Genomic DNA, 14,208 nt, shown 5'->3' with positions numbered 1-14,208 from the left:
CTCACGCCTCCCTTAATATCTAAAATAATAGAATTGACCACTGGTGACTAACTTGCCAGTTTTGAGGCATATCTTACCATATTGGTGGGATATATTACTATATGTTTTTTATATTTTTAGAAAAAATAAGGTTAACATTACATGTAGATTCCATGGAAATGTTATGAATTTACTAGATTATTTTTGTAAACAATCGAAGAGGAATGGGAGAATGCGAGATTTAATGATATAATCTGCATTGGAATTGTTGAGGTTTCACAATCATGTAAAATGCCTAAGGCAAAGGAGTCGATTATGTTGGCAAAAACATTGATTTTCGGGCATAAAAATCCGGATACGGATACCATTTGCTCAGCTATTGCTTATGCAGACTTAAAAACCAAACTGGGCGCGGACGTAGAGCCGGTTCGTCTGGGCGAGGTGAACGGGGAAACGCAGTATGCACTGGATTATTTCAAAGTGAGCGCGCCACGTCTGGTTGAGCAGGTTGCTGCTGAAACGGACAACGTCATTCTGGTCGATCATAATGAACGCCAGCAAAGCGCCGCTGATATTGACAAGGTACGTGTAACTGAAGTCATCGACCATCACCGGATCGCTAACTTTGAAACAAGCCAGCCGTTATACTTCCGCGCTGAGCCAGTGGGTTGCACAGCCACCATTTTGAACAAGCTCTACAAGGAAAATGGTGTAGCAATTCCGAAAGATATCGCAGGTCTAATGTTGTCCGCGATTATTTCCGATTCTCTGTTGTTTAAATCCCCAACCTGCACGGATCAAGACGTAGCTGCTGCTCGTGAACTGGCTGAAATTGCTGGTGTGGATGCAGATCGTTACGGATTTGACTTGCTTAAAGCGGGAGCTGACTTGAGTGGTCATACCATTGAACAGTTAGTAAGTCTGGATGCCAAAGAATTTCAGATGAATGGTCGCAAAGTGGAAATTGCTCAAGTGAACGCAGTAGACGTAAACGATGTGTTGTCCCGTCAAGCTGATCTGGAAGCTGCATTGGCCCAAACCATTGAAGCTAAAAATCTTGATCTGTTCTTGTTCGTCGTAACAGACATTGTGAACAGTGATTCCATTGGTATTGCGCTGGGAAGCCAAGCCCAGGCAGTTGAAAAAGCCTATAATGTTCAGTTGGACGACAATAAGGCTGTTCTGAAAGGCGTCGTATCGCGCAAATCGCAAATTGTACCTGTATTGACTGACGCTTTTAACAGTTTGTAATGATAAATAATAAGCCTCCTGAACCCGACTGCATAATGGCAGTGGCAGCAGGAGGCTTATTTTTATTTCTTCAGTTCTGCCAGACGTCTCCGATGCGGAACTCAAATGCCAATTTCAACTTCAGCGCTGCCCATCATGAAACCGCTACCATGAAAAATGAAGAATACAGGGAGTGGATGATCCTTTCTTTCCGATGTACTTTGGGAGAATACGAAGGTTTGAAATCGGACGCAGCACCCATTCTGCCAGCAGATATGCGGGCAAGTTTGACGAACAGTTTTTGCCTCAGTCTTCGCACCATTTTTCTCTCTTCTCTCTGGAGTCGGTTAGACGCGAACCTTTGACATCTTCAAACGCAGAACGTACGCGTGACAAATAGGTTTGGAACTGACAGATTTCCGACTCACTAAAGTCTGACATCAGACGTGAAGCCAGCCCTACGAAAAAGGGATCCATCTGTTGAATTTTACTTTTTCCTTTATCGTTCAGGGACACGAACACTCCCCGCTTGTCATTGGGATCGTCATATTTATTAATGAATCCCTCTTGTTCGAGAGAAATAACCATGGAACTGATTGCTGCCCGGCTTACACCCATCTTTTCAGCCAAAGCAGAAGGAGAAGACATTTCATCTCTTTGTGCTGAAAGTACACAAAGCGCGATATATTGCCCGTAGGAGAGACCAAATTCACGTGAACGCTTCTCCATGTTTTTACGTATTTCATAAGTTATGGAAAATAAATCTACCAAAACACCAATTGGTTTATTGCCACCTGGAAAGAGATTATAGGCCAGTTGACGAATTTCGGAGTCCAAAAAAAAGAACATGCGATCCACCTCGATGTAGTTAATTAGTTAACTGTAATTTAATTAACCACTGGTTGCAATGATTTATACAAACTTTGTTCCGCATTTTTTGAAAATATATCTGTAAAACGTCACATCCAGGGGCCGATACACTGATCGAGGTCCTGATTCACAAAGGCTTGTATGGAGGGCTGACGCAGGGTACGTCCTTCTTGCCACCGCCACTCACTATATTGAACCTTGGCGGTATACATGGGTTGCACCCAAAACGCATCTTGATGCCGATCCGGTTTATTGCTAAAGGGTCGTTCCGATATGGTATGTGGTAGCAGGCGCTCGGTAAGCTGACGCCAATCTTCCCGAGTCAGCTTGCCCGTACCCACATGCCCGATATAGCGCAGCATTCCTTGTTTATCATATTGGCCCAGCAACACAGCGTTGATAATGCCTCCGTTCAGAGTATAGCCACCGATAACGGCAATGATATCGCCATAATTTTTGACCTTGAGCCATCGTCCGTCCTTTCCGCCCAATGTGTACGGACTATCCAGCTTTTTACACACAATACCTTCCATTCCTTGGCTGCACATAACCTGAAATAGAGCTTGTCCATCAGGATGAGCGGGAGCCAGTTGAATCCGTTCATTCGGTATGATGATCTGATGCAGCAGTTCAAGCCTTTCCTGTAACGGTTTAAGATGAACCCACTCCCCGTTCAGATAAATAATATCAAACAACATGTAAGTAGCAGGCACAGCTTCATAGGCTGACTGAATTCGATCCGTCCGACGAATCAGATCCCGTCGCATAATTTCATGGAACGATGGTTTACCGTCGGCACCGAGTGCGATCATTTCCCCGTCCAATATGACCGAATCAGCCTTGCAGTAGGAGGGAAAGAGAGCAAGCTCCGGGTATAAAAGCGTTCGTTCGTGCTGTTTGCGGTTGAACAGGCGTGTGCTGCCCTGGTTGTGATACGTCAAAATTCTCGTACCGTCCCATTTTATTTCGTAACGCCAAAGGCCTGTTGCATCTACAGGTACTTTTTCGCTCAGTTCCGGTTCAAACGGGATGACGGGTTTTATTTCTGTACGCAACGCAGCACCTCCCTTGCCTTTATATGAATAAATATAGTGTCGACGATAGATCTTATTTTATGTATCAGGATTTTGCAAAATTTGATTCCAGTCGCTCCGAAGTGCAAGATATAGACGAACTAAACCATTTCGATCTATATCTTGTTCATTGGAAGTCGCTTATGGGATTTTTGCAAAATCCTCGTATGTGATGTTTCTCTGATCCCTAAATAGGGGAATGATAAGAATATCTAGCGTCGGCATGAAGTGATTGCATTAATTCGTTAGCATGAGTTTTACGGGATTTTCTTCAGTCAGAAAGGGGATTGGTCTCATGAGACAAATTCGCGAGGAGGACCATGCAGTAGTCATGGTGGATGATGGACAGGTAGTTGCAGAAGTAGGTTATAAATCCGTAGATGACCACTCATTGGTCATTGACCATACATTTGTATCCGAGCAGTTACGGGGTCAAAAAATTGGCAAGGAGCTCATCGACAGAGTGGTTGAGATGGCAAGAAATCAGCATAAAAAGGTTATCCCTGCTTGCTCGTACGCACTTGCTCTGTTCAAGCGCCATAAAGAATACAGTGACGTGTGGCAGCAATGAATATGGATCATCAAGGCTGCTTAACTGCATAACCGACACAACACCGGAGCGGGTAATCAGACTCTTCCGGTGTTTTTTTGTGTGCATAAAGCTTTTAAAAAGAATGCATTCTACCGTTGATATAGGGAAACAAAGGGCTATCCTCAAATGTTGAAGCACATTTCTTGCCGGATGGCTGTGAAATTGTTCATACTGTTGTCACTTCACAGGCTAACTATGAGTTCTATATAATATATTATGGTTATGACCGCAAAAATAATGAAAACCTGAATTTAAACGAAGGAGACGCTCATGATGAATAAAGCGAGTGAGGACAAGCAGTACGTTCCAACGAGCAATCGTAATTTTACAACCTTGATTATCACCGTTTCCATTATAGCCAACGTGATTATTTTGCTGCTATTCTTTTCGCCGATCGGATACCAGGGGAGTGTCAGTTTTGATCTCACTATTTTCCCAAGGTTGAATGCGATTTTTAACAGCTTCACGTTTATTTTCCTGGTGGCTGCATTGGTTGCTATTTTCAAGAAGAACATCAAGGTGCATAAAACCTTTATTCTGCTGGCCTTTGCCAGTACCGTTTTATTTTTATTTTCCTACCTGACCTTTCACTACATTTCGCCGGAAACTGCAAAATATGGCGGTGTGGGTATCCTTCGTCCGATTTACTTTACATTGTTGATTTCGCATAGCATACTGGCTGCAATTATTGTACCGCTGGCACTGTTCACGGTTGTATGGGGATGGACGATGCAGGTAGCAAAACATCGTAAGATTGCGCGCTGGACGATGCCAATTTGGCTATATGTGAGCTTGACCGGGGTACTGGTGTACGTTTTCATGGCCCCATACTATTAATAGATGTGAACCCTTTGATGGGTTGATTTAGGGAAATGGCGTCTTTGCTGAAGAGGCGTCTTTTTTGTATCCAATAAAAGAAAAATTATTCCTTCTAAATTTATTTTATTAAAAAAACGTTCCTTCTATAACGGTATTTCTGCTATAATTTGCCTTAATCAACTAAGAACAAGGGGGTCACCATGTGACAAAGAAAGCGAAAGGCAGGTTACGGTTGCTTGTATCTATGCTGGCGCTGGTTGTACTGCTGAGCAGCTGCGGTGGTGGAGGATCAAAGTCGGAAAAGGTTGACGGAGGGAAAGTAACACTGCAATTTTGGACCATTGCACTACAACCTACATTTACCCCGTATTTCAATCGGGTGATTGCCGATTATGAGCAGAAGAACCCCAATGTCAAAATTGACTGGAAGGATTACCCTTATGACGCAGTAACCAACAAACTGTTGACAAGTATCGCTAGCAACAGCAGTCCGGATGTAGTTAATCTCAATACAGAATTTGCTAGCCAAATGGGCTCCAAGGGTGCTGTTGTTGATATGAATGAGCATTTGTCGCCCGAGGAAAAGGCTGCTTATTTCGAGGGTATTTATAATTCCACAGTCATTAACGGTAAAGCTTATGCGCTGCCCTGGTATACCGGTACAGAAGTACTTTACATGAATACAAAGCTGGTCAAAGCCGCCGGATTGGACCCTGCTCATCCGCCCAAAACCCGGGAGGAATTGTCTGAATGGGGCCGTCAGATCAATAGAAAAATTGGCAAGGCAGGCTATGCTCAGCAGCTTGTATCCAAGCTTTTCGCTGTGGACGGCATTCCTATCCTAAATAAAGAAAAGACAGCGGCGGCGTTCAATACACCAGAAGCAGTCACCATGATTGATAATCTAAAAAAACAGATGGAAGATGGCGTTGTACTCAAGGAAGACGCTGACTTCTCACAACAAGTGAAATATTATGCCGGCGAGCAGGTTGCTTTCGAGCTGGCAGGCCCCACGTTCATCAATTTTATCAAAACGGCAGCGCCAGACGTTTATAAGAACACAATTGCTGTCCCTGTCCCAACTGGCAAAGCCGATGTGCGGCTCTCCAACTCTATGGACTTGGTCGTACCTGCTAAGTCTGTACATGTGGACGAAGCAGTGAAATTTGCTGTTTTCTTGACAAACGCAGAGAGTCAAACTGCTTTTTCTAAAGCGGCGAATACACTACCTTCCACGAAAGACTCCATTAAGGATCCATATTTTACTCAGTCTGACAAATCATTAGAAGCACAAGCCAAGGTAGTATCCGCGCAAAGTTTGGATAAGGCGACAGATTATATGGTTGGTGTGCCCAATGCCAAAGATGTGAATAGTGCCATCGCGCGAGCCTTGCAAAATATTTTATTGAACGGAAGAGATACGAAGGAGACGCTAACTGCTCTGGAGCAGGAAGTAAACGATATTTTAAAGCAATAGGTTTGACAGGGGGGAGTGAATACTCCCCTGTTCATTTATCGAAATCAGGTGGTGATGCAGCATGATCAAATGGTTGAGGTCGGAGTCTTTTACGGCCTGGGCTTTTATGACGCCGGGACTGTTATTGCTTGCCGTCTTTGTATTTTGGCCTATTATTTACAGCATTCCGCTGGCATTGACAGACTACTCTGTCATATCAGATACCCATTTTGTCGGTTTGAATAATTTTGAAGCGGCGTTTAAGGACCGTAACTTTCTTATTTCGATTTGGAACTCATTGTTGTACGTGCTCATTGTCCCCTTTCTCCAAATTTTCTCCATCCTGATGGCCGTGCTTGTGAACAGCCGTATTCCGGGAATCAAAATATTCCGCACGACCTACTACATCCCTGTTGTGACTTCAATGGTAGCTGTAGCCTTAATTTGGAGCTGGCTGTTGGGCAATAACAGCGTAGTGAACTACTTGCTCATACAGATCGGCCTGATTAGCAAAGACATACACTGGTTATCGGACAGCAACTTGGCCTTGTATGTACTGATGTTCATCACAATGTGGAAGGGACTCGGGTATTATATGATGCTCTATCTGGCTGGATTACAAAACATTCCTCAAGATCTGTACGAAGCCGCTAGAGTCGACGGTGCAAGCCGATGGCGTCTGATTGTTCATATTACTCTTCCACTGCTAAGACCTTACGTTCTGTTCTGTACCCTTATATCACTCATGTCAGCTATCCGCGTATTTGATGAAGTATATGTACTAACCAAGGGTGGACCGGGAACGGCCACGTTGACATCGAGCTTGTATATTTTTCAAAAGGGGATGGAGCAGTTTAATTTTGGGTATGCTTCGGCGCTTGGCTTAATTGTCGGTGCAATGATTGCCGTACTTAGTATTATCGTATTCCGATTCAATAGGAAAGGTGGTGTCAATCCCTATTGATGAATCTAAAGGATGACAAATTGCTATGCTCATCTCTTCCTAAAAAGGAAAGTAGCCGCAGCATGCGCAGTCTCGCCCGAATGCTGAGAATGACGGTCATCTACATGCTTCTAGTGCTACTCGCCCTCTTTTTAATGGGACCGTTCCTCTGGCTGCTCAGCGTATCCCTCATGCCAGGCCGTAACATTTTTTCAACGCCGCCCGCTATTTTTCCGACCTTTATTAATTTCGACAACTATGTTCAGGTGTGGCAGTTCATGAATTTCCCGAAATATATGCTGAATACGGTCATCATTACGGTGTTGGGCGTTGTGCTCAATGTGGTACTCGCCAGTCTGACAGGATATCCCTTGGCTGTGTTTCGTTTTAAGGGTAAAAATCTGGTGTTTACGCTGCTGATTGCCACGATGATTATTCCTTCCTACACCGCATTTATTGTGCATTATCTGACCATTCAAGGGCTTCATCTGGGCAATACATATTTGGGTGTAGTGTTGCCTGGGGCAGTCTCCGTGTTCAACATTTTTCTGATGCGACAGACGTTTATTCATATTCCCACCGATGTACGTGATTCCGGTAAAATGGACGGCGCTTCGGAGTTTCGAATTTGGTGGCAGCTGGTGCTTCCGCTGGTCAAGCCAGCGCTTGCTGTAATTTCTCTGTTGGAGGCGATGTCGTTCTGGAACAGCTTTCTGTGGCCTATCGTTATTTTGAACGATACGGAGCTATATCCGCTAGCAGCTGCGCTCACGTATCTCAACGGTCAATTTGCCTATAACTTCGGCTGGATTGCTGCCGGCACAATGATTTCGGTACTGCCGATCATTATATTGTTCCTGTTTACACAGCGCTACTATATGGAAGGTTTGGCGGGAGCGGTAAAAGGATAGCCAGTAGTCACGGCTACGAAGAGCCTGTGAATGGAAGGAGACGATTGCGATGGAACTGTCCGAAGGAACGGGGCCTTATTCGAGTGTAGGGCTAACACCGCAGGAGATTCAATATTATTTTCGTGATGTGTATGACAGCGGGGAAAGGCTGGTTATCTCCGAACCGCGACTGATCTGTGAACTGTCCTCTCGCTTTGCAATGAATCAGGAGTATGAAGGTGTGCTGGACCCTGAGGGACCGATCAAGCTTATTGTACCTCCAGGACCGGGTGTACCGACTGAAACACGGGGAAGCGTACAGTTGGTGCTCGAATATGACGGAACGCTTGCTGCAGACGGATATCGGTTGGACATTCAGAAGGACGGGCGAATTGAAGTCCATGCTTCCAATAAAAGAGGGCTCAAATACGGCATGGATGCCCTGCATCTCCTGCTTCAAGTGGAACAGGAGCGATGTACTTTGCCGGTGATGTCTATTCGGGATGAGCCTTCCTTCCCGGTCAGAGGAATTATTGAGGGCTTCTATGGGAAACCGTGGAGTTTCGCGGATCGGCTGGATGCCGTCCGTTTTATGACTACGCATCGGATGAACACATTCATGTATGCCCCCAAGGATGATCCATATCATCGTGAGCTATGGAGAGAGCCGTACCCTGAGGATACGTTTGCCCAGATTTGCGAATTAAAGGAAGCCTGCGAACGGCATGAGGTTGATTTCCATTATTGTATCAGCCCAGGGAACGACCTGAGCTTTGGCAGTGATGAAGACTTCCTTAAATTGACTGAAAAGCTGGCGGCCGTGATTGCGATTGGCGTACGTCATTTTTCTGTATTAATGGATGACATTGACTATGTACTCAAAGGGGAAAATCGACACTTGCTGGGCCGCTCGGGTCACGCTCATGTCTTTTTGACGAACAAGGTTCATACATGGCTGGCTGAGCGGCTGCCTGAATTTACCCTGACGGTCTGTCCTTCGGAATATTGGTCGTATTGGGATACCGAATACAAAAAGGATTTCCGTGAGCGGCTGCATCCGGAGATTAAGGTGTTCTGGACGGGGTACTTTGTTTTTGCTCCACAGATTAGTCGCGAGCACGCCGCTGATAATCATGCATTCTTCGGGCATGAGCTGTGGCTGTGGGATAACATCCCGGTGAATGATTGTGACCATGATCGGTTATTCCTTGATCCGCTGCGCGGACGATATTCCGGGCTACCAGACTGTGGACATACCGGTATGGTGGCCAACCCGATGAATCAGTGGGAATGCTCCAAAGTGACGCTCATTACGATGTCCCACTATATGTGGAACAGTGAACGGTATATGCCTGAGCGATCTTGGAAATGGGCTGCGCGGCAGTTAGCAGGAGAGCGTGCGGATGAACTGATGTTTTTCTGTCGTCAAAACAGGAACAGCCGACTAGGCTGCAACACGTACGAGGACGTGGACCTTGCTTTGCAAATGCTCGATATCCCTGCACTGGATATGTACTTTGAGCGGCTGCTTCAGGCCGTGAACGTCCTACGGAGCGTGCCTGCCGGTGATCCAGCGGCAGGATTCGTGTCCCAGGCCGCACCGTGGCTGGAACGTGCCGAGCTGGATGCGGGCCTGTGGCAGGTGTTGCGTCAAGCTGCGCTCAGCAGCGAGCGACAGGACGATGCACAGTCGAGCGGCACGCCGAGGGAAGCTGTTGACGAGCAAGAGCCGTCACCTCTGACAGACGAAATCGTAGGAGAACTGCGAAGCGGTATCACTGCTTGCTTAGAAGCGGAGGCTCGGCTGGGTAGCAATCCGGCGATCCGTGCTGCTGCGCAGTGGGGTTATGTCGATCAGGACGAACAAGGAAAATATCGGCTGATTTTGTGAGTATTTGCGCTGGATTAAGCAACCAAGGCAGCATAGCTGCCCTGAAAATAATCATTTGCCGTTAGGATAACGGTAATTTTCAGGAGAGGTGGAACGTATGGTGAAGCCCAAAACCCGATTACTTTTTATACCGCTGGATGAGCGGCCCTGTAATTATCAATTTCCTTATTTACTGGCACAGGGCACAGACTTTGAGATGGAGCGGCCCCCATTAGAATGGATGGGACAAAAGAAAACCCCTGGCGATACGATCAGACTATGGGCATGGCTCGAAGAACGCGCAGCGGCGGCTGATGGAGCCATTGTTGCGATGGATACGTTGCTGTACGGAGGAATCGTACCTTCTCGACTACACAGTATGTCGAGCGAGCAGGTCAAAGATAGAGTGAATCGGCTTCGCAGGCTAAAACAGCTATATCCGCAACTGACCCTGTATGCATTTCAACTGATTATGCGCTGTCCGCAATATTCTTTGGCTGATGAAGAACCGGATTACTATGCCGATTGGGGTCGTGAGATATTCAGAAAGGGCTTCATTGAGCATCGTCAGGAGCTGGGGATTGCTACCGCAGAAGAGTTACTCGAATTAGCTGATATCAACGAGCGTCTGCCAATGGAAATATTGGATGATTACCTAGGGCGTCGCCATGTGAATTTGGAGGCCAATGAAGTTGCGCTGGATCTCGTAGCAGAAGGTATCATTGATTTTATGATCATCCCACAGGATGATTCGGCTCCCTACGGCTATACCGCCAAGGATCAGCAGCGGCTAAGAAGTCGTATTTCTGAGCTTGGGCTGGATTTGAATGTATACATGTACCCGGGGGCAGATGAAGTGGGTTGTACGTTGCTGGCTCGTTGGGTTAACAAGATGAATAATGTAGTCCCACTGGTGTATCCCCGATTGTCTGCTTTGCAGGGGGCATTCGTAGTACCGCTTTTTGAAGATCGCTATTTTTACGAAACCTTAAAATATCAGATTATGGCGGCAGGTGGGCTGATCGCTTCCTCAGCAACGGAGGCTGATTTGATTTTGTTGGCTAACACACCTGGTGACACGATGGCAGAGGCTTCATCCCAGCAGCGTGCAATGACCGGATATGATGTGCATCGGAATGTAGTAGAGCTGGTTGAGTACGGTTCTTATATGCTGCAATATGCAGGTCAAAATGTTGCAGTTGCTGATGTGGGCTACGCCAACGGCGCAGATCTCAAGCTACTTAGACTATTGAAGCAAAAAGGACTGCTTTTTAAGCTGGCGGGTTATGCAGGCTGGAATACCAGTTCTAACACGCTGGGCACCGTCATTGCCCAGTCCATGCTGTATACCCACTATGGCTCTACGGAGGAACATTTGGATTTTCTGTCGCTGCGCTACGCCGAGGATGCCTGTTATTGCGCTGTGGTACGTACGGCTATGAATAACGGAATTGTGGAGCAGATGGGTTTTACCAAGTTTATGCTCGATGGACCGAGAGGCTCGGTAGCTGCGGTTATTCGCGGACGGCTGGAGCAGGCGCTCAATGAATATGTGAACGGGCCGGAAGGCCGCGTGGAAATTATAGATTGCTACATGCCGTGGAACCGCACCTTTGAAGTCGCATTAACCGTACGGCATCATGCTGAGAAGAGAGGGTGATTCCTATGGGAATGGAAGGTGTATTATCCAAAGTTCAGCACGGACTGATCGTGTCCTGTCAGGCGCTACCAGGCGAACCGTTACATGGAGCAGATTCTATGGTCAAAATGGCGCTTGCCGCACAGCAGGGTGGAGCTGTGGCGATACGCGCCAATGGCGCATCGGATGTACGTGCGATTAAACAGGCAATTTCTCTACCAGTGATTGGCTTGGTTAAGCGGGATTATGATGATTCTGATATTTACATTACGCCTACCCTTCGTGAAATGGAGGAACTGGTGGAGGCAGGCGCGGATATCATTGCGCTGGATGCCACATTACGACCGCGCCCAGCGGGATGCAAGCTGAAGAGGCTCATAGATTATGCCCATGAGCAGGGAGTCACTTCCATGGCAGATATATCGACACTGGAGGAGGCACTTCATGCGGCCTCCCTTGGCGCAGACTGCGTATCCACCACGTTATCCGGGTATACGCCGTACTCTGCTCAGATTGAGGGTCCTGATCTGGAGCTGGTTCGGAGAGCGTCGGAACTGGTTCCCGTTCCTTTAATTGCAGAGGGCAAAATCTATGATCCTGCGCAGGTTGAGGAAGCATTCCGAATGGGAGCACATGCAGTGGTTGTAGGCTCGGCGATTACCAGACCCCAATTGATTACGCAGCGGTTTGCCGATGCCGCAAGGAAGGCAGTGAAATGCATCTATGGAGATGAACGACCGAATTAAAACGTATTATCCTTCATTAACGAAATCGGAGCAGAAAGTTGCCTTGTGCGTACTGGAGCATCCCGCAGACATCATATATTTCTCTGTGACGGAGCTGGCGGATTTTGCAGGTACAGGCGAAACGACCGTCATGCGCTTTTGTCGGAAGATTGGTTTCAGAGGTTATCAGGATTTCCGACTGTCCCTAGCGCAAAACCAGACTTATCGTAAAACTGATATGGGCGAGGAGAACATCGACCCAGATGACGAACAAGATATTACGCGTACGGTGTATCACAACATGCTCGATATTTTGCACTCCAGTATGGGGCTGCTGGACCATTCAGAGCTTGGTCGTGCGATTGCGTGTCTCGATCAAGCGGGCTATGTTCAATTTTTCGGCGTAGGTGCTTCGGGGATTTCCGCGCAGGATGCTAAAAACCGTTTCTTACGCATCGGGCGTCGCGCCGAGGCTGTGGCAGACGGACATATTCAGTCGATGATGGCGGTGTCCATGAACCCGGGTGATGTGGCTATCGGCATTAGTGTATCAGGAAGTACGCTGGATACGAACGATATGCTGTATAAAGCCAAGCAAAACGGTGCAACTGTTATCGCAATTACAAATTATGCGAAATCACCCATTACCTCCATTGCAGATATCGTGTTGCTAACAGCGGGCAAAGAAGCGCCGATAGAAGGTGGTTCAATCGGTGCTAAAATCTCACAACTATTCGTGATTGACCTCATCTGCGAAGGGCTTGCTCGCAAGCACACGAGTCACACCAAACAGATGAAGGAAAAAACAGCGAGGGCCGTTATTGAACGAAGCTATTGAGATTTTTCAGTTGTGAATTGAAAACTGTGCGTTTCGACAGGTTCAATGACTTGTGTTTGTGGTGCTTATGAATGGCTATTTCATGTATTGCTATTAATAGAGGGTTTGTACAAAGAGCTAGTAAGCTTTTATGTAGGTAACAAGGAGGTTGGTGTGGTGGCAGCTGCTGTGAACAGAGTCATTGGAATCGACATTGGGGGCACATCGGTGAAGGCCGCCATAGTGGCACGGGACGGATCGGTGCTTGATGAAATCCGGCTGGATACGGACGCTTCCCGGGGACGTGAATGGGTATTGTCGCAGGTGTCAGAATCTGTGCTCGGACTGTTGCGTTCTTTTGGAGATACCAGCCTCGGTGCCCATATAGATGTAGGCGCTCTTGGCATTGCTACTGCTGGCAGAGTAAATGTGGAGAGCGGCGAAGTTGTGTATGCCACAGATAACCTACCTGGCTGGCAAGGTACATCCTTAGTAACATGGGCTAGGGAAAAACTGGCTTTACGAGCGGTTGCTGATAATGATGCGAACGCCGCTTTACTTGGAGAAGCGTGGCAGGGAGCGGGGAAGGGCAAGCGACGCTTGGTGATGCTCACGTTGGGAACAGGTGTCGGAGGTGCATATATGGAAAATGGCCTCTTGTGCAGAGGGGCTCATTGGAGCGGCGGTGATTGGGGGCACAGTATTCTATTCCCCGGAGGACACCCCTGTAATTGCGGAAGAAAAGGGTGCGCCGAGCAATATGTATCGGGGAGCGCCCTCTTACGTCGAGGTAGGGAACACGTCGGTAAATTGTACCGCTCGGGAAACGAGATTGTGAAAGAGGCCGTTCACGGTAACCAGGAGGCAATTCAGGTGCTGGATGATTACACCGCAGATTTAGCTGTACTTCTAGCTAACATCTCAGTGACTCTTGATCCTGAGAGGATCATTGTAGGCGGAGGAGTATCGGACACGGGAGAGGTCTGGTGGCCCATGCTGGAAAAGCATCTGCACCAATTTGGAGTTCAAACGGAAGTAAGTCGGGCATTGTTGGGCAATCGCGCTGGAATTATCGGTGCTGCACGGCTTGCCTTCGAAATGACCGAGTCCTAGTACAAGAATGAAAGGGGAACGAACCATGACGCAAAAACGGCTTGATACCGACATTGTTGTGATTGGCGGAGGCCTGGGGGGGACATCGGCAGCTCTCGCGGCGGCGAAGGCTGGCATGAGAGTCATCGTGACAGAGGAGACGGACTGGTTAGGGGGGCAGTTAACTTCACAGGCGGTTCCCCCAGATGAGCA

At 47.3% G+C, this 14,208-nt stretch carries 14 protein-coding genes (1 of these 14 only partly in view); 12 read left to right on the top strand and 2 right to left on the bottom strand.

Features of this window, described 5'->3' with window-relative positions; all coding sequences use genetic code 11:
- The first annotated feature begins 294 nt into the window (after nucleotides 1-294).
- Complete coding sequence (locus ACEN8J_RS20545; protein WP_274386410.1) at nucleotides 295-1,230, top strand: manganese-dependent inorganic pyrophosphatase; 936 nt, start codon at nucleotides 295-297, stop codon at nucleotides 1,228-1,230.
- A 285-nt stretch (nucleotides 1,231-1,515) separates the two neighbouring features.
- Here ACEN8J_RS20545 and ACEN8J_RS20540 read toward each other — a convergent pair whose 3' ends face one another.
- Together ACEN8J_RS20540 and ACEN8J_RS20535 are read right to left on the bottom strand one after the other, a co-directional pair.
- Nucleotides 1,516-2,058, bottom strand: coding sequence for a MarR family winged helix-turn-helix transcriptional regulator (locus ACEN8J_RS20540; RefSeq protein ID WP_029516824.1), 543 nt, complete (start codon nucleotides 2,056-2,058; stop codon nucleotides 1,516-1,518).
- 110 nt (nucleotides 2,059-2,168) lie between these two features.
- On the bottom strand, nucleotides 2,169-3,134 hold the full coding sequence (locus ACEN8J_RS20535) for an ATP-dependent DNA ligase (protein ID WP_029516823.1): 966 nt from the start codon (nucleotides 3,132-3,134) through the stop codon (nucleotides 2,169-2,171).
- Between the two features lie 313 nt (nucleotides 3,135-3,447).
- Between ACEN8J_RS20535 and ACEN8J_RS20530 the strand changes: the two genes are divergently transcribed.
- The 11 genes from ACEN8J_RS20530 to ACEN8J_RS20480 form a co-directional block, all read left to right on the top strand.
- Complete coding sequence (locus tag ACEN8J_RS20530; protein ID WP_029516822.1) at nucleotides 3,448-3,723, top strand: GNAT family N-acetyltransferase; 276 nt, start codon at nucleotides 3,448-3,450, stop codon at nucleotides 3,721-3,723.
- A gap of 291 nt (nucleotides 3,724-4,014) precedes the next feature.
- Entirely contained in the window at nucleotides 4,015-4,581 is a 567-nt protein-coding gene (locus tag ACEN8J_RS20525; protein WP_416145688.1) for a DUF420 domain-containing protein, read from the top strand.
- 184 nt (nucleotides 4,582-4,765) lie between these two features.
- The gene (locus ACEN8J_RS20520) at nucleotides 4,766-6,040 is read left to right on the top strand and encodes an ABC transporter substrate-binding protein (RefSeq protein ID WP_029516820.1); all 1,275 of its coding nucleotides are present in this window, start codon (nucleotides 4,766-4,768) and stop codon (nucleotides 6,038-6,040) included.
- 61 nt (nucleotides 6,041-6,101) lie between these two features.
- Nucleotides 6,102-6,983, top strand: coding sequence for a carbohydrate ABC transporter permease (locus ACEN8J_RS20515; RefSeq protein WP_029516819.1), 882 nt, complete (start codon nucleotides 6,102-6,104; stop codon nucleotides 6,981-6,983).
- Nucleotides 6,983-7,873 (top strand): carbohydrate ABC transporter permease, encoded by an 891-nt coding sequence (locus ACEN8J_RS20510; protein WP_029516818.1) that lies wholly within the window; start codon nucleotides 6,983-6,985, stop codon nucleotides 7,871-7,873. The genes ACEN8J_RS20515 and ACEN8J_RS20510 overlap by 1 nt, the downstream gene beginning before the upstream one ends.
- Before the next feature lie 49 nt (nucleotides 7,874-7,922).
- Nucleotides 7,923-9,743: a protein O-GlcNAcase gene (locus ACEN8J_RS20505; protein ID WP_495593903.1), complete on the top strand. Its 1,821-nt coding sequence runs from the start codon at nucleotides 7,923-7,925 to the stop codon at nucleotides 9,741-9,743.
- A 97-nt stretch (nucleotides 9,744-9,840) separates the two neighbouring features.
- A complete protein-coding gene (locus tag ACEN8J_RS20500) occupies nucleotides 9,841-11,382 on the top strand; it encodes a DUF4127 family protein (protein ID WP_495593902.1) in 1,542 nt (513 codons plus the stop codon).
- A gap of 5 nt (nucleotides 11,383-11,387) precedes the next feature.
- A complete protein-coding gene (locus ACEN8J_RS20495) occupies nucleotides 11,388-12,107 on the top strand; it encodes an N-acetylmannosamine-6-phosphate 2-epimerase (RefSeq protein WP_029516815.1) in 720 nt (239 codons plus the stop codon).
- Nucleotides 12,085-12,924: a MurR/RpiR family transcriptional regulator gene (locus ACEN8J_RS20490; RefSeq protein WP_029516814.1), complete on the top strand. Its 840-nt coding sequence runs from the start codon at nucleotides 12,085-12,087 to the stop codon at nucleotides 12,922-12,924. Before ACEN8J_RS20495 ends, ACEN8J_RS20490 begins: the two co-directional genes overlap by 23 nt.
- 156 nt (nucleotides 12,925-13,080) lie before the next feature.
- Nucleotides 13,081-14,016, top strand: a complete 936-nt coding sequence (locus ACEN8J_RS20485) for an ROK family protein (RefSeq protein ID WP_152526700.1) — start codon at nucleotides 13,081-13,083, stop codon at nucleotides 14,014-14,016.
- Between the two features lie 25 nt (nucleotides 14,017-14,041).
- Nucleotides 14,042-14,208 carry the 5' portion of an FAD-dependent oxidoreductase gene (locus tag ACEN8J_RS20480; protein WP_029516812.1) on the top strand. The gene runs 1,444 nt beyond the window's last position, so only the first 167 of its 1,611 coding nucleotides appear in the window; its start codon is at nucleotides 14,042-14,044; the stop codon falls past the right edge of the window.

The sequence above is a fragment of the Paenibacillus sp. Paensp38 genome (assembly GCF_059491915.1).
The sequence above is the reverse complement of the archived record's forward strand: the minus strand, read 5'-3'. Positions and strand labels throughout refer to the sequence as shown.